Source organism: Pseudomonas sp. KH_027 (assembly GCF_057838565.1).
Genome location: NZ_CM174470.1, coordinates 3,067,017 through 3,088,509, shown reverse-complemented (window position 1 = coordinate 3,088,509; position 21,493 = coordinate 3,067,017). Strand labels below are relative to the sequence as shown.

The 21,493-nt window shown below is 61.5% G+C and carries 19 protein-coding genes; 15 read left to right on the top strand and 4 right to left on the bottom strand.

All coding sequences use genetic code 11. From position 1 onward, the window contains the following. Positions 1-297 precede the first annotated feature (297 nt). The 7 genes from AC3IYG_RS14505 to AC3IYG_RS14475 all read left to right on the top strand — a co-directional run bounded on the left by AC3IYG_RS14505 (position 298) and on the right by AC3IYG_RS14475 (position 8,336). Positions 298-687 carry a hypothetical protein gene (locus tag AC3IYG_RS14505; RefSeq protein WP_489309505.1) on the top strand — a complete coding sequence of 130 codons (390 nt, stop codon included), beginning with the start codon at positions 298-300 and terminating at the stop codon, positions 685-687. Further along, positions 677-2,068, top strand: coding sequence for a lipase family alpha/beta hydrolase (locus AC3IYG_RS14500; RefSeq protein WP_489309503.1), 1,392 nt, complete (start codon positions 677-679; stop codon positions 2,066-2,068). Before AC3IYG_RS14505 ends, AC3IYG_RS14500 begins: the two co-directional genes overlap by 11 nt. A 520-nt stretch (positions 2,069-2,588) precedes the next feature. Next, positions 2,589-3,671, top strand: a complete 1,083-nt coding sequence (gene hppD, locus AC3IYG_RS14495) for a 4-hydroxyphenylpyruvate dioxygenase (protein ID WP_489309501.1) — start codon at positions 2,589-2,591, stop codon at positions 3,669-3,671. Positions 3,672-3,877: 206 nt separating this feature from the next. Then, positions 3,878-5,017: a homogentisate 1,2-dioxygenase gene (locus AC3IYG_RS14490; protein WP_489309499.1), complete on the top strand. Its 1,140-nt coding sequence runs from the start codon at positions 3,878-3,880 to the stop codon at positions 5,015-5,017. A gap of 94 nt (positions 5,018-5,111) precedes the next feature. Beyond that, the gene (locus AC3IYG_RS14485; protein WP_489309497.1) at positions 5,112-6,095 is read left to right on the top strand and encodes a fumarylacetoacetate hydrolase family protein; all 984 of its coding nucleotides are present in this window, start codon (positions 5,112-5,114) and stop codon (positions 6,093-6,095) included. Positions 6,096-6,180: 85 nt separating this feature from the next. Further along, the gene (maiA, locus tag AC3IYG_RS14480) at positions 6,181-6,825 is read left to right on the top strand and encodes a maleylacetoacetate isomerase (RefSeq protein WP_489309495.1); all 645 of its coding nucleotides are present in this window, start codon (positions 6,181-6,183) and stop codon (positions 6,823-6,825) included. 86 nt (positions 6,826-6,911) lie between these two features. Then, positions 6,912-8,336, top strand: a complete 1,425-nt coding sequence (locus AC3IYG_RS14475; protein ID WP_489309493.1) for an amino acid permease — start codon at positions 6,912-6,914, stop codon at positions 8,334-8,336. Positions 8,337-8,773: 437 nt separating this feature from the next. Here the strand turns inward: AC3IYG_RS14475 and AC3IYG_RS14470 are convergent, their stop codons facing one another. Further along, positions 8,774-9,337, bottom strand: a complete 564-nt coding sequence (locus AC3IYG_RS14470) for a hypothetical protein (RefSeq protein WP_489309491.1) — start codon at positions 9,335-9,337, stop codon at positions 8,774-8,776. Between the two features lie 270 nt (positions 9,338-9,607). Between AC3IYG_RS14470 and AC3IYG_RS14465 the strand changes: the two genes are divergently transcribed. Both AC3IYG_RS14465 and arfB read left to right on the top strand, forming a co-directional pair. Beyond that, a complete protein-coding gene (locus tag AC3IYG_RS14465) occupies positions 9,608-10,036 on the top strand; it encodes an acyl-CoA thioesterase (RefSeq protein WP_489309489.1) in 429 nt (142 codons plus the stop codon). Positions 10,037-10,141: 105 nt separating this feature from the next. Then, positions 10,142-10,555 (top strand): alternative ribosome rescue aminoacyl-tRNA hydrolase ArfB, encoded by a 414-nt coding sequence (gene arfB, locus AC3IYG_RS14460; protein WP_489309487.1) that lies wholly within the window; start codon positions 10,142-10,144, stop codon positions 10,553-10,555. Positions 10,556-10,708: 153 nt separating this feature from the next. On the opposite strand, the gene AC3IYG_RS14455 is transcribed toward arfB, so the two are convergent. The 3 genes from AC3IYG_RS14455 to phhA form a co-directional block, all read right to left on the bottom strand. Next, positions 10,709-11,905, bottom strand: coding sequence for an amino acid aminotransferase (locus AC3IYG_RS14455; protein ID WP_489309485.1), 1,197 nt, complete (start codon positions 11,903-11,905; stop codon positions 10,709-10,711). Further along, positions 11,902-12,258 carry a 4a-hydroxytetrahydrobiopterin dehydratase gene (locus AC3IYG_RS14450; RefSeq protein WP_489309483.1) on the bottom strand — a complete coding sequence of 119 codons (357 nt, stop codon included), beginning with the start codon at positions 12,256-12,258 and terminating at the stop codon, positions 11,902-11,904. The genes AC3IYG_RS14455 and AC3IYG_RS14450 overlap by 4 nt, the downstream gene beginning before the upstream one ends. Positions 12,259-12,335: 77 nt before the next feature. Next, positions 12,336-13,121, bottom strand: coding sequence for a phenylalanine 4-monooxygenase (phhA, locus tag AC3IYG_RS14445; protein WP_489309481.1), 786 nt, complete (start codon positions 13,119-13,121; stop codon positions 12,336-12,338). Between the two features lie 271 nt (positions 13,122-13,392). On the opposite strand from phhA, the gene AC3IYG_RS14440 reads away from it, so the two are divergent. The 6 genes from AC3IYG_RS14440 to AC3IYG_RS14415 all read left to right on the top strand — a co-directional run bounded on the left by AC3IYG_RS14440 (position 13,393) and on the right by AC3IYG_RS14415 (position 21,474). Next, positions 13,393-14,949, top strand: coding sequence for a sigma-54-dependent transcriptional regulator (locus AC3IYG_RS14440; protein ID WP_489309479.1), 1,557 nt, complete (start codon positions 13,393-13,395; stop codon positions 14,947-14,949). Positions 14,950-15,319: 370 nt separating this feature from the next. Continuing rightward, complete coding sequence (gene acs, locus AC3IYG_RS14435) at positions 15,320-17,275, top strand: acetate--CoA ligase (RefSeq protein ID WP_489309477.1); 1,956 nt, start codon at positions 15,320-15,322, stop codon at positions 17,273-17,275. A gap of 580 nt (positions 17,276-17,855) precedes the next feature. Beyond that, positions 17,856-18,635, top strand: a complete 780-nt coding sequence (locus tag AC3IYG_RS14430) for an ABC transporter substrate-binding protein (protein ID WP_489309476.1) — start codon at positions 17,856-17,858, stop codon at positions 18,633-18,635. A gap of 331 nt (positions 18,636-18,966) precedes the next feature. Further along, the gene (locus tag AC3IYG_RS14425; protein WP_489309474.1) at positions 18,967-19,656 is read left to right on the top strand and encodes an ABC transporter permease; all 690 of its coding nucleotides are present in this window, start codon (positions 18,967-18,969) and stop codon (positions 19,654-19,656) included. Further along, on the top strand, positions 19,653-20,351 hold the full coding sequence (locus AC3IYG_RS14420; RefSeq protein ID WP_489309472.1) for an ABC transporter permease: 699 nt from the start codon (positions 19,653-19,655) through the stop codon (positions 20,349-20,351). The genes AC3IYG_RS14425 and AC3IYG_RS14420 overlap by 4 nt, the downstream gene beginning before the upstream one ends. A 10-nt stretch (positions 20,352-20,361) precedes the next feature. After that, complete coding sequence (locus tag AC3IYG_RS14415) at positions 20,362-21,474, top strand: succinylglutamate desuccinylase/aspartoacylase family protein (RefSeq protein WP_489309470.1); 1,113 nt, start codon at positions 20,362-20,364, stop codon at positions 21,472-21,474. Positions 21,475-21,493 lie beyond the last annotated feature (19 nt).

Genomic DNA, 21,493 nt, shown 5'->3' with positions numbered 1-21,493 from the left:
TGCATGTGGCTCCCCTCGCCTTTTTTACGGGAGAGGGGCTGGGGGAGAGGGTAAATCGCGGCCCAAAGTGAGCTCATTTGGCCATGCTCCCCTCTCCCTAACCCTCTCACCAGAGGGGCGAGGGGGATAAAAAGCGCAGACGCATGCCGCGCAGCCTGCCCACATTCCTTGTGGCCTCCTTCGCCGGAGGTTTTGGACGAAAAGCTTTTAAGTTCATTCAAATGAAAGATGGCTGGGTACTCGCCGCGCACTAGACTCATACCGTCAAGTTGCCGCCAACGCTGAAGGAGCGTGCTCATGGCCGCCGTAAGTGGTATTGAAGGCACCAATATCCTGACGGGTTCAGCCAGCAGCGACATCCTCAATGGCCTGGGCGGCGATGACAGCTACCGCTTCGACAGCCACAGCGATTTTGAAAACACCCATTTAGCGGCCGTGAAGATCTCCAGCCTGCCAGCCATCGGCAGCCTGCACTACCACAACGGCAGCGCCTGGGTCGTGGTGACCCTGGATCAGGTCATCAGCAAGGCCGACCTCGCCGTCGGCACGCTTCATCAGGCTTGCGTTGGGCTTCGTCGATATCAAGGTCTGCGCGGTCAACGATCTGTGCTCCGGCCTGAAACTGGTCATTTGCCAGGAGCTTCGGTGAAAGCGTCGCAGCCGCGGGGCTCAGCTCATGGGCTCTGACAGTTCTGTACGGTGGAGCCTGGCGCAACCTGCAGCACGGCTGATCGTCATAGTAGTGCTTGCGGTGGGCCTGCTGGGCTGCAACGAGTCACCGCGCCCCGACCTGAAGCGGCTCTACCAGCTCAGCACCACCAGCGCCGAAACCGCGCCGGTCATCTTGATCCCAGGGGCCTTTGGCACCCGCTTGCGCGACCGGGTCAGCGGCGAAGAGATTTGGCCGGGGCCGTGGTGGCGCATTCTGTTCTCGTCTTACCCGGAGCTGGCCCTTGAAATCGATCCGCAAACGAATACGCCACGGCCTTCGAGGCTGGAAGCTTCGGGAATTGCCGAGCAGGCGCTGCGGCGCGACTTTTACCGCCCAATTTTACGAACCTTGACGCAATTTGGTGGCTATGTGCGCGCCCAGCCCGGGACACCGGCGCGCAAGGGCGAGCGACGTTACTACGTCCTTTCTTACGACTGGCGGCAAGATACCTTGCGCAGCGTGCGGGAACTGGATCGACTGATTGCGGCCGTGCGCCGTGATTACGCCGATCCGACCTTACGCGTCGATGTGGTGGCGCACAGCATGGGTGGCTTGATCGCACGCTACTACCTGCGTTTTGGCACCCGCGATGTGCTGGACGGTGAGCCCCACCTGGTGACCATGGATGGGGCGGACCGGGTGCGCAAATTGGTGTTGCTGGGCACGCCCAACCTGGGTTCGGTCGGCTCATTGCATGCGTTCATCAGTGGTGAAAAGGTTGGTTGGGGCCGTATTTCGCCGCGCACGCTGGCCACCTTTCCCAGCGGCTACCAGCTTTTTCCCCATCCGCTCAACAACTGGCTGGTGGATATTGAGGGCAAGCCCCGCCACGATGACTTGTTTGACCCTAAAACCTGGCAGCGCATGGCCTGGTCGGTCTATGAGCCCACCCTGGCCGCCGCTGCCGACGCGCCGACGCTTCAGCGCTATTTCGCATATAACCTGGAGCGTGCACGGCGCTTGGCCTGGATGCTGTCTGTGGCCGAGCCGGTGTCGCCGATCCGCTATGTACTCTTTGGCGGTGGCTGCCATATGACGCCTGCACGGCTGCTGGTGGAGCAGCTCAATGGACGCGACACGGTGCGGCTCACGCCATCAGATATTGCCGCACCCCGGCCCGGTGTGCCCTACGACGAGCTGATGATCGAACCCGGCGATGGCCGCGTCACCAAGCCGTCTCTGCTGGCGCGCGAGACACTGGACCCCGGCGCGCCACAGAGCGAGGACAGCTTTCTGCCAGTGGCTTATGCGTTCTTCTTGTGCGAGGACCACGCGTTCCTGACGAGCAACATCAACTTTCAGGACAACCTGCTCAACGCGCTCTTGTCACGCCAACCACCTCCTGAGAGCAAATAGTGGGCGTGTGTCCTGCTCAGTTGCGCAGGTGATTCTGGCTCATGGCCCTTGTCAAATGGGCGGGAGCCGATCTTAAAGTCATAGCGATGGGCCACCCGTTTGCTCACTCGATTGAGCCAGCCGGCCATGCCAATCTAACGTGCTTATCTTGTTCTTATCTACTCGAGGCACAGCAAACCTCCGTCCTGATTCGCGGACTTCGGTGGTGATGGTGTTTAGCCTGCGTCTGGCACCGCAGGGTAGCCCATCGTCCAACAGGCTTACACGCGGCTCGTCGTGAAGTGGCAGCCTGGCGCACCGCGCTGTCAATAAATCGTTACGAAAGCAAAGCCCCTGCGGTGAGGCTTTGTCGGCTTTTCAGGGTTGTAAGGAAAACGTGCCGCTAGTGCGGGCCAAGTACCTGCTGGCAGCTCTGCCATGCGCTTGTACGGCTCCCGTCCCTCGGTTGTTATGAGGTTATCCGCAGCGTCTGGCTCTGACCGAGCAGGCGTTGAACCGACAACAACAACGAGGAGGCGCAATGAACGCCGTGACTAAAATCGAACAGCACAACCCGATTGGTACCGACGGTTTTGAATTCGTCGAATACACCGCGCCGACGCCCGAGGGCATTCAGCAGTTGCGTGAACTGTTCACCGCCATGGGCTTCACCGAAACCGCCAAGCACCGCTCCAAGGAAGTCTTTCTGTTCCAGCAGAATGACATCAATTTCGTCCTCAACGGCAGCCCGACCGGGCACGTGCGCGAGTTCGGCCTCAAGCACGGCCCAAGTGCCTGCGCCATGGCCTTCCGGGTGAAGAACGCCGCCCAGGCGGCCGCCTATGTCGAGTCCCAGGGCGCCACCCTGGTCGGCAGCCACGCCAACTTCGGCGAGTTGAACATCCCCTGTGTCGAAGGCATCGGCGGCTCCTTGCTGTACCTCGTCGACCGCTACGGCGACAAGACCATCTACGACGTCGACTTCGAGTACATCGAAGGCCGTACGCCGCAGGACAACGCAGTCGGCCTGGTGGAGTTGGATCACCTGACCCACAACGTCAAGCGCGGGCAGATGGACGTCTGGTCCGGCTTCTACGAGCGCATCGCCAACTTCCGCGAGATCCGCTACTTCGATATCGAAGGCAAACTCACCGGCCTGCTGTCGCGCGCCATGACCGCGCCGTGCGGCAAGATCCGCATCCCGATCAACGAGTCGGCAGACGATAAGTCGCAGATCGAAGAGTTCATCCGCGAGTACCACGGCGAGGGTATCCAACACATCGCCCTGGCCAGCGAGGACATCTACGAAACCGTGCGCAAGCTGCGCGCCAATGGCGTGGACTTCATGAAAACGCCGGACACCTATTATGACAAGGTCGATCAACGCGTCGCCGGCCACGCCGAGCCGAGTGCGCTGCTACGTGAGCTGAACATCCTGATCGACGGTGCGCCGGGTGACGACGGCATTCTGCTGCAGATTTTCACCAATACCGTGATCGGTCCGATCTTCTTCGAAATCATCCAGCGCAAGGGCAACCAGGGTTTTGGCGAGGGCAATTTCAAGGCCTTGTTCGAGTCCATCGAGGAAGACCAGATCAAGCGCGGCGTTCTCAAGGACGAGTGAACGGAAAACCGTAGGGTGGGTTAGCGGCGCGTCCCGCTGGAGGTTCGAACAGCGCAAGGCATGGGCGCCGCGTAACCCACCGATCCGTGTCCAGCAGGCGCAGCAACGGTGGGTTACGGCGCTTCGGCTATCACGCTCGATCCCGGCCAGCGTGCTTGCGCCTAACCCACCCTACGAAAAAACGTCGAATCGAGGAGATACCGGCTATGAGCCGTAAATGGATCAGTTTTCCCCTGCGTGAAGGCGAATGTTCCCGCCAGGCGCATTGCGATTTTCCGGCCGATACCTATGAGCGGGAAATGGGCCGCGAAGGTTTCTTCGGCCCGGCTTCGCACCTGCACCACAAACATCCGCCCACTGGCTGGATCGATTGGGAAGGGCCGTTGCGGCCGCATGCCTTCGACTTCAACCGGTTGAGCAGTGAGCGCGATTGCCCGCTGGAAGCGCCGCTTACCCTGCATAACGGCGACATGAAGCTGCGGGTCTGGAAAACCAATGGCGCCATGCGCCACCTGGTGCGCAATGGCGACGGCGATGACCTGCTGTTCGTCCACGAGGGCGCCGGACACTTCTACTGCGACTTCGGCCATCTCGAATACCGCGATGGCGATTACCTGATGGTGCCGCGCGGTACGGCCTGGCGCATCGAGGCCAGCGAGCCGACCTTCATGCTGCTGATCGAAAGCACCGATGGAGCCTATCAACTGCCGGATAAAGGCCTGGTCGGCCCCCATGCGATCTTCGACCCGGCGGTGCTCGAGCATCCGCACATCGATGACGCGTTCAAGGCCCAGCAGGACGAGAACACTTGGCAGATCCGCATCAAACGCCGCAACCAGATCAGTACTGTGACCTACCCGTATAACCCGCTGGACGTGGTCGGCTGGCATGGCGACAACACTGTGGTGCGTCTCAACTGGCGGGATATCCGCCCGCTGATGAGCCACCGCTACCACCTGCCGCCGTCGGCGCACACCACCTTCGTGGCCAATGGCTTCGTGGTCTGCACCTTCTGCCCGCGCCCGGTGGAAAGCGACCCGGGTGCGCTGAAGGTGCCGTTCTATCACAACAACGACGACTACGACGAAGTGCTGTTCTACCACCGCGGCAACTTCTTCAGCCGCGACAACATCGAGGCCGGGATGGTCACACTGCACCCCTGCGGCTTCCCCCATGGCCCGCACCCGAAGGCGCTGAAGAAGAGCCAGGAAAGCCCGGCCAGCTTCGCCGATGAAGTGGCGGTGATGATCGACAGCCGTCGCGCCCTGGAGATAGACCCGGCCGCCGCGCAGGTGGATGTCCCGGAATACGTGAACTCCTGGCGTGCACCGGGGAAAGAAGGCTGAACAGCCGTAGGAGCGGGCCATGCCCGCGAACGCTCTCATTTTAAACATGTCGCGGGCATGGCCCGCTCCTACATAAGAATCGAAGGAAAGCTACATGAAACTCGCATCTCTGAATCAAGGCCGTGACGGCGTGCTGTTGGTGGTTTCCCGCGACCTGCGTCGGGCGGTGAAGGTCCCGGCGATTGCCACAACCCTGCAGGCGGCGCTGGATGATTGGGCGAGCAAGCGCCCGCAGCTGGACGCGGTTTATCAACGGCTGAACGATGGCCTGGAAGCCGACGCCTTCGCCTTCGAGCAGAGCGCCTGCGCCAGCCCACTGCCGCGCGCCTATCACTGGGCCGATGGCAGTGCCTACGTCAACCACGTGGAGTTGGTGCGCAAGGCCCGTGGCGCCGAGATGCCGGAATCCTTCTGGCACGACCCGCTGATGTATCAGGGTGGCGCGGATACCTTTATCCCGCCGCACAGCCCGATCCGCATGGCCGACGAAGCCTGGGGCATTGATCTGGAAGCCGAGCTGGCGGTGATCACCGATGACGTGCCGATGGGCGCCTCGGTGGCGGAAGCGGCCTCGCACATTCAGTTGCTGATGCTGGTCAACGATGTGTCGCTGCGCAATCTGATTCCCGGCGAGCTGGCCAAGGGCTTCGGTTTCTACCAGAGCAAGCCGTCCTCGAGCTTCTCGCCGGTGGCGGTGACACCGGACGAGCTGGGCGATACCTGGCGCGAGGGCAAAGTGCATCGGCCGTTGGTCTCGCACATCAACGGTCAACTGTTCGGCCAGCCGGATGCCGGCACCGACATGACCTTCAACTTCCCGACCCTGGTCGCTCACGCCGTCAAGACCCGGCCGCTGGGCACCGGCACCATCATCGGTTCCGGCACCGTGTCGAACTATGACCGCAGCGCCGGCTCCAGCTGCCTGGCCGAGAAACGCATGCTGGAAATCGTCGAGCTCGGCGAGGCGAAAACCCCATTCCTCCAGTTCGGCGATCGGGTGCGCATCGAGATGTTCGACGCCCGTGGGCAAAGCATCTTCGGTGCTATCGAACAGGCGGTGGAGAAATATACAGGCTGACTTTGTAGGAGCGGGCCATGCCCGCGACGTTGCAAAAACATCGCGGGCATGGCCCGCTCCTACGGTATAGGCAGGGGATATAACCATGCTGACGCTCTATTCCTACTGGCGTTCCAGCGCCGCCTATCGGGTGCGCATCGCGCTTAACCTGAAGGGGTTGGCCTACCGGCAAGTGCCGGTGCATCTGGTCAAGGACGGTGGCCAGCAGCATTCGGCCGACTACCTGGCGCTCAATCCCCAGGGGCTGCTGCCGTTGTTGGTCGATGGCAAGACGAAGATCGCTCAGTCCCTGGCGATTCTCGAATACCTGGAAGAAACCCACCCGCAACCGGCGCTGCTGCCCAGCGATCCGGCCCTGCGCGCGCAGGTGCGCGCCTTGGCGCTGCATATCGCTTGCGATATCCATCCGCTGAACAACCTGCGGGTGTTGCAGTACCTGTCCGGCACCCTTGGGGTCGAGGGCGAGGCGAAAGACGCCTGGTACCGGCACTGGGTGGATGTCGGTCTGGCGGCGGTGGAGCAGGGCTTGATGCGCATGCCCGGTCGTCTGTCGCTGGGTGAACGGCCTGGCTACCTGGAAGCCTGTTTGATTCCGCAGGTGTACAATGCGCGCCGTTTTAACTGTGACCTCAATGCGTACCCACGCATCCTCGATGTGGTCGACCGCTGTGAATCTCTCGACGCGTTTAAAAACGCCGCTCCGGAGGTGCAGCCCGACGCTGACTGTTAAGGCTTACCGGCCTTGCTGAACTCCGCCGCACCACGAGCGCGGCGGGTCCGATCCCGTCACAGATAAAAACAAAAGGTGACGTATTAATGCAGCATGACACTCTCCACTCAGGCGAACTCAAACGCGGCCTGAAGAATCGCCACATCCAGTTGATCGCCCTCGGTGGCGCCATCGGCACCGGTTTGTTCCTCGGCTCGGCCGGGGTACTGAAATCCGCCGGGCCGTCGATGATCCTCGGCTATGCCATTTGCGGTTTCATTGCCTTCCTGATCATGCGCCAGCTCGGCGAGATGATCGTCGAAGAGCCAGTGGCGGGTTCCTTCAGCCATTTCGCCCACAAGTATTGGGGCGGTTTCGCCGGGTTTCTCTCGGGCTGGAACTGCTGGGTGCTGTACATCCTGGTGGGCATGTCGGAGCTGACCGCGGTCGGCAAGTACATCCACTACTGGTGGCCGGATGTCCCGACTTGGGCCACCGCAGCGGTGTTCTTCGTTATGGTCAACGCGATCAACCTGGCCAACGTCAAGTTGTTCGGCGAGGCGGAGTTCTGGTTCGCGATGATCAAGGTGGTGGCGATCATCGGCATGATCGTGCTCGGTTGCTACCTGCTGTTCAGCGGTGCCGGCGGCGAACAGGCGGCGGTGAGCAACCTGTGGGAGCACGGTGGCTTCTTCCCCAACGGCATTTCCGGCTTGGTGATGGCGATGGCTTTCATCATGTTCTCCTTCGGTGGCCTGGAGATGCTCGGCTTCACCGCGGCCGAGGCCGACCAGCCGAAAACCGTGATCCCGAAAGCGATCAACCAGGTGATCTACCGCATCCTGATCTTTTACGTCGGTGCGCTGGTCGTGCTGCTCTCCCTGACGCCCTGGAATGCCCTGCTCGAACACATCAACAATGCCGGCGACCCCTACAGCGGCAGCCCGTTCGTGCAGGTGTTCTCGATGCTGGGTAGCGATACCGCCGCGCACATCCTCAACTTCGTGGTGCTCACTGCCGCACTGTCGGTCTACAACAGCGGCACCTACTGCAACGGTCGGATGCTCCTGGGCCTGGCCGAGCAGGGCGATGCACCGAAAGCGCTGGCCAAGGTCGACAAACGTGGGGTGCCGGTGCGGGCGTTGGTGCTGTCGGCACTGGTGACCTTCCTCGCGGTAGTGGTCAACTATGTGGTGCCGCAGAATGCGCTGGAGCTGTTGATGTCGCTGGTGGTGGCCGCGTTGGTGATCAACTGGGCGATGATCAGCTATTCGCACCTGAAGTTCCGCCAGCGCATGGACCGTGACGGTGTACGCACCGGTTTCCGTGCCTTGTTGTTCCCGTACGGCAATTACCTGTGCCTGGCATTCGTGCTGTTCATCCTCGGCGTCATGCTGCTGATTCCGGGGATTCAGGTGTCGGTGTATGCGATTCCGTTCTGGCTGGTGTTCATGTGGGGTTGCTACCGCATCAAGCTGACCAAAGGTAAGGCTGCGTCTGTTCAGGTCGGCGCGCGCCAGCTAGCTGAATAGCGACGGAGCCACTGAGTGGTATGAAAGCCCCGGTTTATGCCGGGGCTTTTCTATTTCATTGGCAAAAATGCCAGTTGTAGACGCTCGCGAATGGCTGTTTTAGGCCAGAAGCAGCAGTCGCAAATTCCGTTATAAACGGTCGTGCGCTCATGCCCTGTACGCCATAACGAAAAATGCCCGTATCTTTCGATGCGGGCATTTTCTTCGGCCACCAATCAGATTGCTAGGTTTTCAACCCGCCCGACTAGTGGTCTGTACGGCTAGTTGGTTAACTCAAGTTCGGATGCCTGGAGCCTTGAGACAAGGCGCCGCGACGAGTCATAGCTGGGCTATGGGGAGGAGCGGCAACACCGTATCGGGGGTTCAGGCGTCGAAATTGACTAATTGAACGAGCCACACAGGCCACTAGGCCAAGGTCTTGTTTCGCGCGCTTGCCCTTACTGGGCGAGGGAGACCTGACTGGCTTTGACGTCCAGTTGGCTCAGACGCTTGAGCAGCGCGGCGATGTTCTCCTTCGCGGCCCCTTCGTTGGCCAGACGCAGGCGGGTGACGCCGACAAAAGCATCACCGACAGTCGCGGTGTAGGGGGTGCGCAGCACCTCGCGGAAGACTTCGCGGCCGCTAGCAGTATCGATTAGGCGGTACTCAACTTCGGTGGTCACCTTGAAGTCGAGGCCGAAAATCGGCTGTTCGACGCGCAGCAGGTTGGCGTGCAGGGCATAGGGCGCCTGGTTGGCACTGCTCAGCAGGCCGGCCTTGCCCAGGGAGGTGCGCAGGGCGGTTTGGAAGTCTTGGCCTTCGATTTCCGAGGTCCATAGCGGGTTGGTTTTCCCGCCCCCCTGAACTTCGCTGAGTTGCAGGTTCTGTTGCAGCGACTGATCGAATTTCAGGGCTTGGGCCTGGTCGTCTGCAACGGTCATGCCCTCGATCTTGGCGGAGGAGGCGCAACCAGTGAGCACCAGGGCGAAAGCGGCAGCGAAGAGTAAACGTAGATTAATCAAGAGCTTTCCTTAGCGGTCGGGACGACCGAATGACAAATCAAAGGGGCGGCGCAAGGCCGGGCGCGTCGCGGACGTGCAGCGGGAAAGACGGAGATGGTGCGACTAGCTTCCTGCAGTGGGGGCACGTCCATGTTTACGCGGCGAGCAGAATACTCAGTGGTGGCACCTTGCTCAAGCGCGGTGGCGCAACCGCCGCTTGGCCATTTCTGCCCGCACGGGTCAAGCGGCAGTGGTCTAGCATTCTCCTCACTACAACCGAGGAGCCGTGCCGTGTCTATCTTCGATTTCCAGGTGAGCTGGGCCGATCTGGATTCCAACGCTCATCTGAAGAACACCCGCTATCTGGACTACGCCGCGCAGGCGCGTTTTCTCTTCCTGGCTGCCGCCGGTTTTACCCCGCAGGCCTTCGCCGAGGCGAAGCTGGGCCCGGTGGTGTTCGAGGATCGGGTCGAATACCGCAAGGAGTTGCGGCTGTTGCAGCCGTTCCAGGTAAGCCTGGAGGTCGGCGGGCTGAGCGAGGATGGGGCCAAATTCATATTCGTCAACCAGGTGCTGAATGCCCGGGGCGAACTCTGCGCGCGGGTACAGACGCAGGCGGCCTGGTTCAGCCTGGAAAGCCGGCGCGTCACCCCGCCGCCAACTGGCCTGAAAGCGGCTATGGAGCAGGCGCCGCGCACCGAGGACTTTTGCTGGTTGTAGAGTGCTGGCTGTAGGGTGGGCTTGCTGCAGCCATGTCCATATGAAAGCGCGTTCATCTGGGCGCTCGGGTTATCCTGAACGCTCATTTCCGTCGATAGACCCGCCATGCTGGTGATTTCCAACAACGTCCACCTGCCCGACACCGAGGTTGAGTTGAACGCCATCCGCGCCCAGGGCGCTGGCGGGCAGAACGTCAACAAGGTCTCCAGCGCGGTGCATCTGCGTTTCGATATCCACGCCTCGTCGCTGCCGCCGTTCTACAAGGAGCGCCTGCTGGCGCTACGCGACAACCGTATTACCGGCGATGGCGTGGTGGTGATCAAGGCGCAGCAGTACCGCACGCAGGAACAGAACCGCGCCGATGCGCTGGAGCGGCTGAAGGAGCTGATTCTGAGTGCCGCCAAGGTGGAAAAAGCCCGCCGTCCGACCAAACCAACTCTGGGCTCGAAGAAGCGTCGGTTGGAAGGCAAGAGCCAGCGCGGCTCGATCAAGGCCGGGCGCGGCAAGGTGGATTACTGAGTTTCAGCTGCAGGGTTCGAGAGGGGAAACACAAAACCTGTAGGAGCGGGCCATGCCCGCGAAGCTCTTGTTGAAGGGCTTTCGCGAGCATGGCTCGCTCCTACGAAGAGCTAGCTACAGCCGGGGTAGGGTGCTTAGCCATTGGGCTGCCAGTCAGGCGCAGACCTGCGCGATGGCGCGGGCCAGGGCGTCGAGGCGGCTGGCATCGATTCCCGCCACGTTGGCGCGGCCGGACCCAACCATGTACACGCTGTATTCATCCCGTAGCCGCTGCACCTGCTGGGGCGTGAGGCCGGTGTAGGAGAACATCCCGCGCTGTACGCCGATATGGGCAAAGCGTTCGGCCAGGCCATAAGGTTGCAAGGCTTCGACCAGGCCCAGGCGCAGTTCGGCGATGCGCCGGCGCATGCCTTGCACTTCGTCGACCCAGAGGGTTTTCAAGGCCTGGTCGTCGAGGATCTGTGCGACCACTGCGGCGCCATGGGCTGGCGGGGTGGACCACAGGTTGCGGGCGATAGTGGCCAACTGGCTGCGCACATCCAGCAATTTTTCCGAGTTTTCACAGCAAGCGATCAGGGCGCCGGTGCGTTCGCGGTAGAGGCCGAAGTTCTTCGAGCAGGAACTGGTGATCAGCAACTCCGGCAGTTCGGCGGCGAACAGCCGTACCGCCCAGGCGTCGTCGTCCAGGCCATCGCCAAAGCCTTGATAGGCGAAGTCGATCAACGGCAACAGCTCGCGGTCGCGCACCACGTCCAACACCCGACGCCAGTCCTCGTGGGACAGGTCGAAGCCGGTCGGGTTGTGGCAGCAGGCGTGCAACAGCACCACGTCGCCGAGCGGCACCTGGCCGAGGGCGGCGAGCATGGCCTCGACGTGCAGGCGGTTGTCGCTGCCGACATAGGGGTAGTGGCTGACCTTGAGCCCGGCTGTGGCAAAGATCGTTTCATGGATCGGCCAGGTTGGGTCGCTCAGCCAGATACCGCGACCCGGCAGGCAATGGGCGATGAAATCCGCAGCCAGGCGCAGGGCGCCGGTGCCACCGGGGGTTTGCGTGGCGCCGGCCCGTTGTTCATGCAGCAGGGTGCAATCGTCACCCAGCACCAGTTCGGCCAGGCGCGTGGTGAACAGCGGATCGCCATGCCCGCCGATATAGCTTTTGGTCGTTTCGCTATCGACCAACCGCTGCTCGGCCAGTTTTACCGCGCGCAGGATTGGCGTCTGACCGTGCGGGTCTTTGTACACGCCAACGCCGAGATCCAGCTTGGCCGGATTGCTGTCGGCGCGGAAGGCCTCGATCAGGCCGAGAATCGGATCGCCCGGCACTCGGGCAATGGTTTGGAAGTGCTTCACTTGCGGCCCTCCGCGGTTTGCGCGACCTCGTCGGTACGGGCGGCCATGATGAAGTCGTTGCGGTGCAGGCCTTTGATTTCGTGGCTCCACCAGGTCACGGTGACCTTGCCCCACTCGGTGAGCAGGCCAGGGTGGTGGCCTTCGGCCTCGGCGATCTCGCCAACGGCGTTGGTGAAGGCCAGGGCGTGTTTGAAGTTCTTGAACAGGTAGCGTTTTTCCAGCTGCATCACGCTGTCACGCACTTCGATATTCCAGTCCGGGATCTGCCGCAGCAGCTCGGGCAGCTCGGCATCGCTGACCTGTGGGGCGCCGGCTCGGCAGGCTTCGCACTGGGCTTGGGACAAAGCGGTCATGGTGTTCTCCGAATGAATGGGTTTAAGCGCAGGTGGGTGCTGAGTTCAGCGAAGCCCAACGTGCATGGCTTTGATTATTACGCGGCTTTCGGCGGGAATTTCGCCGCGTGCAGGCCCAGCTGCATGGCTTTGGGCACCATGGCCATGATGTCTTCATGAGCCAGGTCAAACAGCCGCTTGAGCTCCGGCAGCACAAAATACAGCGGCTGCAGGATGTCGATGCGATATGGCGTGCGCATCGCCTCGACCGGGTCGAAGGCATGGTGCTCGGGCTGGTCGGACAGGCAATAGACCGTCTCCTTCGGTGAGGAGAGGATGCCGCCGCCATAAATCTTGCGGCCCTGCGGCGTGTCGACCAGGCCGAATTCGATGGTCATCCAGTACAGGCGGGCGAGGTACACACGCTGTTCTTTGTTGGCCTTGAGGCCGAGCTTGCCATAGATGTGGGTGAATTCGGCGAACCAGGGGTTGGTCAGCAGCGGGCAGTGGCCGAAGACCTCGTGGAAAATGTCCGGTTCTTGCAGGTAGTCCAACTCTTCTCGCGTACGGATAAAAGTCGCCACGGGAAATTGCTTGCTGGCCAGCAGTTCGAAGAAGGTCTGAAATGGAATCAGCGCTGGCACTCGCGTCACGCGCCAACCGGTTCTGGCGTCGAGCACCTGATTGATCTCGTTCAGTTGCGGGATGCGCTCGTGAGGCAGGCCAAGTTGCTCGATGCCGTCCAGGTACTCCTGGCAGGCGCGGCCTTCGATCACCTTCAACTGGCGGGTGATCAAGGTGTTCCACACCTGATGCTCGGCTTCCGGGTAGTGGATAAAGCCATGCTCATCGGGTTGGCGGGCCACGTACTGCGTGGTTTTCATACGGTCTCCTGCGCGGTCGCAATGCCGCAGCGCATTGTTGTTGTCTTGACCTAGCAATACCGCAACGCGTTCCACGGCGCAGCCGGCTGGCGGCTGAGATGGGCAGGGAATTGTCGGAAATATGTAAAGTTATAGTTACGTTATCGCCAAGCTTGCGGATTTCAACCTTGCTGACCGGGTTGTCTGTCACATATTCTTGACGAAAATCTGCGCTGCTTTTTCGAAAAAGCACCGCCAGCCCGCCACAAATACCGACAACAGGGCGTTTGCGATGAGAATCAAGGTGCACTGCCAGAACCGTGTCGGCATCCTGCGCGATATCCTCAATCTGCTGGTTGAGTACGGCATCAACGTGGCCCGTGGCGAGGTTGGCGGTGAGCAGGGCAACGCCATCTATCTGCACTGCCCGAACCTGATCAACCTGCAGTTTCAGTCGTTGCGACCCAAGTTCGAGGCGATTCCCGGGGTGTTCGGGGTCAAGCGCGTCGGCTTGATGCCCAGCGAACGTCGGCACCTGGAATTGAATGCCTTGCTCGGCGCGCTGGAGTTTCCGGTGCTGTCGATCGACATGGGCGGCTCAATCGTCGCCGCCAACCGCGCGGCGGCACAGTTGCTGGGTGTGCGAGTGGATGAGGTGCCCGGTATTCCGTTGTCGCGCTACGCCGAGGATTTCGACCTGCCCGAACTGGTGCGGGCCAACAAGTCGCGGATCAATGGCTTGCGGGTCAAGGTCAAGGGCGATGTGTTTCTCGCCGACATCGCCCCGCTGCAGACCGAGCACGACGAAAGCGATGCGCTGGCCGGCGCGGTTCTGACCCTGCATCGCGCCGACCGCGTTGGCGAGCGTATCTACCATGTGCGCAAGCAGGAGTTGCGGGGCTTCGACAGCATCTTCCAGAGCTCGAAAGTGATGGCCGCGGTGGTGCGCGAAGCCCGACGCATGGCGCCGCTGGATGCGCCGTTGCTGATCGAGGGCGAGACCGGCACCGGCAAGGAGTTGCTGGCGCGTGCCTGCCACCTGGCCAGCCCGCGCGGGCAGTCGCCGTTCATGGCGCTGAACTGCGCGGGCCTGCCGGAATCCATGGCCGAGACCGAGTTGTTCGGTTACGGCCCGGGCGCTTTCGAGGGCGCGCGGCCGGAAGGCAAGCTTGGCTTGTTGGAACTGACGGCTGGCGGCACGCTGTTCCTCGATGGCGTCGGCGAGATGAGCCCGCGCTTGCAGGCCAAGCTACTGCGCTTCCTGCAGGACGGTTGCTTCCGCCGCGTGGGCAGCGATGAGGAGGTCTATCTGGATGTGCGGGTGATCTGCGCGACCCAGGTCGATCTTTCCGAACTCTGTGCCAAGGGCGAGTTCCGCCAGGACCTCTATCACCGCCTCAACGTGCTCAGCCTGCACATCCCGCCGCTGCGCGAATGCCTCGACGGCCTGGTGCCGCTGGCCGAGCACTTCCTCGACTCGGCCAGCCGGCAGATCGGCTGCCCGCTGCCCAAGCTGGCGCCGCAGGCGTTCGACCGGCTCAGCCACTACCACTGGCCAGGCAACGTGCGGCAGCTGGAGAACGTGCTGTTCCAGGCGGTTTCACTCTGCGATGGCGGCACGGTCAAGCCGGAACATATTCGTCTGCCGGACTACGGCGCACCGCAGCCGCTGGGGGATTTCTCCCTCGAGGGCGGGTTGGAGGCGATTCTCGGGCGCTTCGAAAAAGCCGTGCTGGAGCGTCTGTACGCCGAGTACCCGAGCAGCCGACTGCTGGGTAAGCGCCTTGGTGTGTCGCACACCACCATTGCCAACAAGCTGCGCCAGCATGGCATGGGCAAACCGGAGTAGGGCGTCTACGACCTTGGTGCAATGGCCGTGCTTGGGGTGCCCGCGTACAAAGGCCGGGTCTGAATCCTGCGTGATGCCAGATGTGTTACTGACATTCCTCTCCCGGGATGATTGGTTGGGCGGCCCTGCGGTCGCCCTTTTTTTGCCTGCTCACCCAGTGTCCAGAGCCGGCCCGCAGTGCAGCCCGGCCGTGTTCGAGGGGGGGGCGCTGTGCTAATTCGCGGGCTCTGCGGGTTTGCTGTGGTTGTGCGCTGGGCTGTCGCGCGACCATAGTCTTAACGTGGTAATACGATGGTCGAATGGTTATCCGGGCTGGTTGGGGCTAAAAAAGGCAGCATAAAACTACAACTACCCATTGAGGTATTTTCTGATGAGTGCTGCTTCCCTGTATCCCGTGCGGCCCGAGGTGGCGGCCCAGACGCTGACCGACGAGGCGAGCTACAAAGCCCTGTACCAGCAGTCGGTGATCAACCCTGACGGCTTCTGGCGCGAGCAGGCCAAGCGCCTCGATTGGATCAAGCCGTTCACCAAGGTCAAGCAGACCTCCTTCGACGATCATCATGTCGATATCAAATGGTTTGCCGACGGCACCCTCAACGTCTCGGCCAACTGCCTGGACCGTCACTTGGCCGAGCGTGGCGATCAGGTGGCGATCATCTGGGAAGGCGACGACCCCGCCGAACACCGCAATATCACTTACCGTGAACTGCACGAGCAGGTGTGCAAGTTCGCCAATGCCTTGCGTGGTCAGGATGTGCATCGCGGCGACGTGGTGACCATCTACATGCCGATGATTCCGGAGGCGGTGGTGGCCATGCTCGCCTGCGCCCGCATCGGTGCCATCCATTCGGTGGTGTTCGGCGGCTTCTCGCCGGAAGCGCTGGCCGGGCGGATCATCGACTGCCGTTCGAAGGTCGTCATCACTGCTGACGAAGGCCTGCGCGGCGGCAAGAAAACGCCGCTCAAGGCCAACGTCGACGACGCGTTGACCAACCCGGAAACCAGCAGCATCCAGAAGGTCATCGTCTGCAAGCGCACGGGTTCGCCAATCAAATGGAACCAGCACCGCGACATCTGGTACGAAGACCTGATGGCGGTCGCTTCCAGTCACTGCGCGCCGAAGGAAATGGGTGCCGAAGAGGCGCTGTTCATCCTCTATACCTCGGGCTCGACCGGCAAGCCGAAAGGCGTACAGCACACCACGGCGGGTTACCTGCTGTACGCCGCGCTGACCCATGAGCGGGTGTTCGACTACAAGCCGGGCGAGGTTTACTGGTGCACTGCGGATGTGGGCTGGGTCACCGGCCACAGTTATATCGTCTACGGCCCGTTGGCCAATGGCGCGACCACCTTGTTGTTCGAGGGCGTGCCGAATTACCCGGACGTCACCCGCATTTCCAAGATCATCGACAAGCACAAGGTCAATATCCTCTACACCGCGCCGACCGCGATCCGCGCCATGATGGCTCAGGGCAAGGCCGCCGTGGAGGGCGCCGATGGCTCCAGCCTGCGCCTGCTCGGTTCGGTCGGCGAACCGATCAACCCGGAAGCCTGGAACTGGTACTACGAAACCGTCGGCCAGTCGCGCTGCCCGATCGTCGATACCTGGTGGCAGACCGAAACCGGCGGCGTGCTGATCAGTCCGCTGCCGGGCGCCACTGCGCTCAAACCGGGTTCAGCGACGCGGCCGTTCTTCGGTGTGGTGCCGGCCCTGGTGGATAACCTGGGCAACCTGATCGACGGCGCCGCCGAAGGCAACCTGGTGATCCTCGATTCCTGGCCTGGTCAGGCGCGCACGCTGTTCGGCGACCATGATCGTTTCGTCGACACCTACTTCAAGACCTTCCGTGGCATGTACTTCACCGGTGACGGTGCGCGCCGCGACGAGGATGGCTACTACTGGATCACCGGTCGGGTGGATGACGTGCTCAACGTTTCCGGTCACCGCATGGGCACGGCCGAAATCGAGAGCGCCATGGTCGCCCACCCGAAGGTCGCGGAAGCCGCGGTGGTCGGCATGCCGCACGACATCAAGGGGCAGGGTATCTACGTCTACGTCACCCTCAACAGTGGCGAAGAGCCGAGTGAAACCCTGCGTCAGGAACTCAAGCAGTGGGTGCGCAAGGAAATCGGTCCGATCGCCGCACCGGACGTGATTCAGTGGGCGCCAGGCCTGCCGAAGACGCGCTCGGGCAAGATCATGCGCCGCATCCTGCGCAAGATCGCCACCGCCGAATATGACGCGCTCGGCGACATTTCCACCCTGGCCGATCCCAGTGTGGTGCAGCACCTGATCGATACGCACCGTGGCATGCAGGCCGCCTAATCGGTAGCCGCTAACTGCGCCCCGCCTCGGCACCAGCTGGGGCGGGGCGTTTTTTTGCGCGTGATTGCGCGGGTGCACACCATCGACGTGGGCTCTTAAGGGGATTGATATCGGCTTTACCGGCTGGTTGAGCCTGCTTGGCGCAAGATTTTCTGGGTGTAACAGTCTTGGTAACGGCGCGCACCTTTGCGGGGCGTACGGGAACAGTTCGGGTTGTTTTGGCTGCTTTTTCAACGTGTCCGAGAATCGTATATTTGCTGAAAGCCCCTGTTTGTACGGGCTTTGCAAAGTAAGGCGCGATTATTGCTTATATCATGGGTTAATAATTCTTTCTGGCGCTTCAGGTTTTGGGGTGTCTGTCAATACGCCTGGCAAAAACGCCTGGGCCTTTTGTAATTAGTTGTCGCATTGAAGAAATATCGGCTTTGGGGCTGTCGTTAGAATGCCGCTCACCCAGCCGCAGCCTCTTGCATGCCACTTAACGCACAGCAAAGACGGTGACTCTTTCTATAATCACGGACGGCTTGGGCGATCTCAAACTCTGCCAATAGAAGCCATACCCACTCGAAGGAGTCATAAGATGAAGAAGATCGCACTTCTCGGCGCCCTGGCGTTGTCCGTACTGTCGTCGCTGACCCTGGCTGACGATGCCAAGCCTCTGCGTATCGGCATTGAGGCGGCTTTCCCGCCTTTTGCCAGCAAGACCCCGGACGGCGCTATCACCGGCTTCGATTACGATATCGGCAACGCCCTGTGCGAAGAGATGAAGGTCAAGTGCCAGTGGATCGAACAAGAGTTCGATGGCCTGATCCCTGCCTTGAAAGTACGCAAGTTCGACGCCGTGCTGTCGTCCCTGACCATCACCGAAGAACGGGCCAAATCCGTCGACTTCACCAACAAGTACTACCACACCCCGGCGAAGCTGGCGATGAAGGCCGGTAGCACGGTCAACGACCCGCTGGTGGATCTCAAGGGCAAGAAAGTCGGCGTGCAGCGCGCGTCCACCTTCGATCGCTACGCCACTGAAGTTTACGCGCCGGCTGGCATCGAGATCGTTCGTTACAGCTCGCAGAACGAAGTGTTCCTGGATCTGGTTGCCGGCCGTGTGGATGCCACTCTGGCGGACTCGGTCAACATCGACGACGGCTTCCTGAAAACCGACGCGGGCAAGGGTTTTACCTTTGTCGGTCCGGACATCAACGATGTGAAGTACTTCGGTGCGGGCGCCGGTATCGCCGTGCGCAAGGGCGACAAGGCGCTGGCTGACAAGCTCAATGCCGCCATCGCTGCCATCCGCGCCAATGGTAAGTACAAGGAAGTGCAGGACAAGTACTTCAAGTTCGACGTCTACGGCGAGTAATCGCTTTTCCCTGAAAGTGGCACGGGCTCATTCCTGCGCTTTGTGCCACTTTTTCGTTGTGACGGTGCCTCTGGTCTTTTGGCTTGGGCGTGCCGCATGAGCCCGCAGAGCCTATCCTTGAATGATTCCTGCCTGTGCCGGATGGTTTTTTGCGCAGGGCAAGAAAGAAGGAGAGAAGTTTGATTACTCCATATGAGCCCATCCCTGGCGGCGCTCCATGCGTTGTCGCAGGGTTTGCCAAGGGCATCAGCATCACCGGCGTCTCGCGCCTGGTCCGGACTGTTTCCGGGCAGCCAAGCGAGTCGGAACTATTCGACCATGGGTTCATATCATGCTGAACGGCTACGGCTCGACCATTCTCGACGGTGCCTGGCTCACCTTGTCGCTGGCCCTGACCTCCATGACGCTGGCTTGCGTGCTGGGGTTGCTGGGGGCGGCGTTTCGTCTTTCGCCGATCAGGTGGCTGTCGCTGCTCGGCGAAGCTTACGCCACGGTGATTCGTGGCATTCCCGATCTGGTGCTGATCCTGTTGATTTTCTATGGCGGTCAGGATGTGGTGAACCGTGTCGCGCCGCTGCTGGGTTATGAGGATTACATCGACCTCAACCCCTTCTCCACGGGGGTGTTCACCATGGGTTTTATCTTCGGGGCCTATCTCTCCGAGACGTTCCGCGGTGCCTTCATGGCCATCCCCAAGGGCCAGGCCGAGGCGGGCGCGGCTTATGGCATGAGTGGCCTGCAGGTGTTTTTCCGGGTGCTGGTGCCGCAGATGATTCGTTTCGCCATTCCCGGCTTCACCAACAACTGGCTGGTATTGACCAAGGCGACGGCGCTGATCTCGGTGGTCGGGCTGCAGGACATGATGTTCAAGGCCAAGAGCGCGGCGGATGCCACGCATCAGCCGTTCACCTTCTACCTCACGGTAGCGGCGCTGTATCTGGTGTTGACCAGCGTTTCCCTGCTGCTATTGCGGGCTCTGGAAAAACGCTACTCGGTAGGCATGAAGGTGGCTGAACTATGATCTTCGACTTCGCTCCCATCTGGGACAACCTGCCGCTGTACTTCGGTGGCGTGTTGGTGACCCTGAAAATTCTGCTGATTTCCCTGGCGCTGGGGCTGCTGGCCGCCATTCCGCTGGGCCTGATGCGCGTCTCGCGCCAGCCGTTGGTCAACTTTCCGGCCTGGCTCTACACCTATGTGATTCGCGGCACACCGATGCTGGTGCAGCTGTTTTTGATCTACTACGGCTTGGCGCAATTCGCGGCGGTGCGCGAGAGTTTCCTCTGGCCCTATCTATCCAGCGCCACCTTCTGCGCTTGCCTGGCCTTTGCCATCAACACCAGCGCCTACAGTGCGGAAATTCTCGCCGGTAGCCTCAAGTCCACGCCGCATGGCGAGATCGAGGCGGCCAAGGCCATGGGCATGTCGCGCTTCAAGCTCTACCGGCGGATCCTGCTGCCTTCGGCATTGCGCCGCGCGCTGCCGCAGTACAGCAACGAGGTGATCATGATGCTGCACACCACCAGTCTGGCGTCGATCGTGACCCTGATCGACATCACGGGTGCGGCGAAAACCATCAACTCGCAGTTCTATCTGCCGTTCGAGGCCTATATCACTGCGGGCGCGATCTACCTGTGCCTGACCTTCGTCCTGGTGCGCCTGTTCAAGTTGGCCGAGCGCCGCTGGCTGGTCTACCTGGCGCCGCGTAAGGCTTAGGGAGACGAACATGCAACGTATCGAGCATGTATTGCCGTGGGGTTGCCCGGGTACCGAGCGGCGCCTGACGCTGTTCAGGTTTGGCAGCGGCCCGTGCAAAGCCTATATCCAGGCTTCCTTGCATGCCGATGAGCTGCCGGGCATGCGCGTTGCCGTCGAGCTCAAGCGCCGGCTCAGCGAACTGGAAGCCCAGGGGCGTCTGACCGGAGTGATCGAGTTGGTGCCGGTGGCTAACCCGATTGGCCTGGGGCAGCTGTTCCAGGCGACTCAGCAGGGCCGTTTCGAGTTCGGCAGCGGCAAGAATTTCAACCGGGATTTCTTCGAGTTGGCCGAGGTGATTGCACCGGCGCTGGAAGGTTTTCTCGGTGGCGATGGGCCGACCAATGTGCGGCTGATCCGGGCGGCGATGCGCGAAGCGCTGGATGCGCTGCCGACGGCTGGTTCGGAGTTGGAAGGCCTGCAGCGGCTATTGCTGCGCCACGCTTGCGATGCGGATGTGGTGCTCGACCTGCACTGTGATTTCGAGGCGGCGGTGCATTTTTACGCGATCCCGCAGCAGTGGTCGCAGTGGCGCTCTCTGGCGGCGCGGTTGAAGGCTGGCGCAGTGCTGCTGGCCGAGGCGTCCGGCGGTAACTCTTTCGATGAGGCCTGCTCAATGCCCTGGCTGAACCTGGCGCGGCATTTTCCGCAGGCGGCGATTCCGCTGGCCTGCCTGGCGACCACCCTGGAGCTGGGTGGCATGGCGGATACCGAGAGGGCTCAGGCCGAAGCCAGCGCCGAAGGCATTCTGGCGTTTCTCGCCGAGCAGGGTTTGATTGCCGGGGACTGGCCGGCTGCGCCGCAGGCGTGCTGCGAGGCCACGCCTTTCGAGGGCGCTGAATATGTTTATCCACCGCACGCCGGCGTGGTGAGTTTTCTTCAGCCGGTGGGTGCGCAGGTTGAGGCGGGTGATCCGCTGTTCGAGGTGATCGATCCGCTGGACGATCGCCACACCACCGTTCGTGCGACTACGACGGGTGTGCTTTACGCGCGTGAGCGCATGCGCTTTGCGCAGCCCGGCCTGTGGCTGGCCAAGGTGGCCGGCCGTGAACCCATCCGCACGGGACGTCTGCTCAGCGACTGATTCCACTGCATTCGAGAGT

What these genes read in the sequence shown, in the direction of transcription:
- phhA (WP_489309481.1), bottom strand. Translation starts at nt 13,121, where the DNA reads ATGAAAACCACGCAGTACGTGGCCCGCCAACCCGATGAGCATGGCTTT.
- hppD (WP_489309501.1), top strand. Translation starts at nt 2,589, where the DNA reads ATGAACGCCGTGACTAAAATCGAACAGCACAACCCGATTGGTACCGAC.
- AC3IYG_RS14415 (WP_489309470.1), top strand. Translation starts at nt 20,362, where the DNA reads ATGCAACGTATCGAGCATGTATTGCCGTGGGGTTGCCCGGGTACCGAG.
- AC3IYG_RS14420 (WP_489309472.1), top strand. Translation starts at nt 19,653, where the DNA reads ATGATCTTCGACTTCGCTCCCATCTGGGACAACCTGCCGCTGTACTTC.
- AC3IYG_RS14475 (WP_489309493.1), top strand. Translation starts at nt 6,912, where the DNA reads ATGCAGCATGACACTCTCCACTCAGGCGAACTCAAACGCGGCCTGAAG.
- AC3IYG_RS14500 (WP_489309503.1), top strand. Translation starts at nt 677, where the DNA reads ATGGGCTCTGACAGTTCTGTACGGTGGAGCCTGGCGCAACCTGCAGCA.
- maiA (WP_489309495.1), top strand. Translation starts at nt 6,181, where the DNA reads ATGCTGACGCTCTATTCCTACTGGCGTTCCAGCGCCGCCTATCGGGTG.
- AC3IYG_RS14450 (WP_489309483.1), bottom strand. Translation starts at nt 12,258, where the DNA reads ATGACCGCTTTGTCCCAAGCCCAGTGCGAAGCCTGCCGAGCCGGCGCC.
- AC3IYG_RS14430 (WP_489309476.1), top strand. Translation starts at nt 17,856, where the DNA reads ATGAAGAAGATCGCACTTCTCGGCGCCCTGGCGTTGTCCGTACTGTCG.
- AC3IYG_RS14425 (WP_489309474.1), top strand. Translation starts at nt 18,967, where the DNA reads ATGCTGAACGGCTACGGCTCGACCATTCTCGACGGTGCCTGGCTCACC.
- AC3IYG_RS14490 (WP_489309499.1), top strand. Translation starts at nt 3,878, where the DNA reads ATGAGCCGTAAATGGATCAGTTTTCCCCTGCGTGAAGGCGAATGTTCC.
- AC3IYG_RS14485 (WP_489309497.1), top strand. Translation starts at nt 5,112, where the DNA reads ATGAAACTCGCATCTCTGAATCAAGGCCGTGACGGCGTGCTGTTGGTG.
- acs (WP_489309477.1), top strand. Translation starts at nt 15,320, where the DNA reads ATGAGTGCTGCTTCCCTGTATCCCGTGCGGCCCGAGGTGGCGGCCCAG.
- arfB (WP_489309487.1), top strand. Translation starts at nt 10,142, where the DNA reads ATGCTGGTGATTTCCAACAACGTCCACCTGCCCGACACCGAGGTTGAG.
- AC3IYG_RS14505 (WP_489309505.1), top strand. Translation starts at nt 298, where the DNA reads ATGGCCGCCGTAAGTGGTATTGAAGGCACCAATATCCTGACGGGTTCA.
- AC3IYG_RS14440 (WP_489309479.1), top strand. Translation starts at nt 13,393, where the DNA reads ATGAGAATCAAGGTGCACTGCCAGAACCGTGTCGGCATCCTGCGCGAT.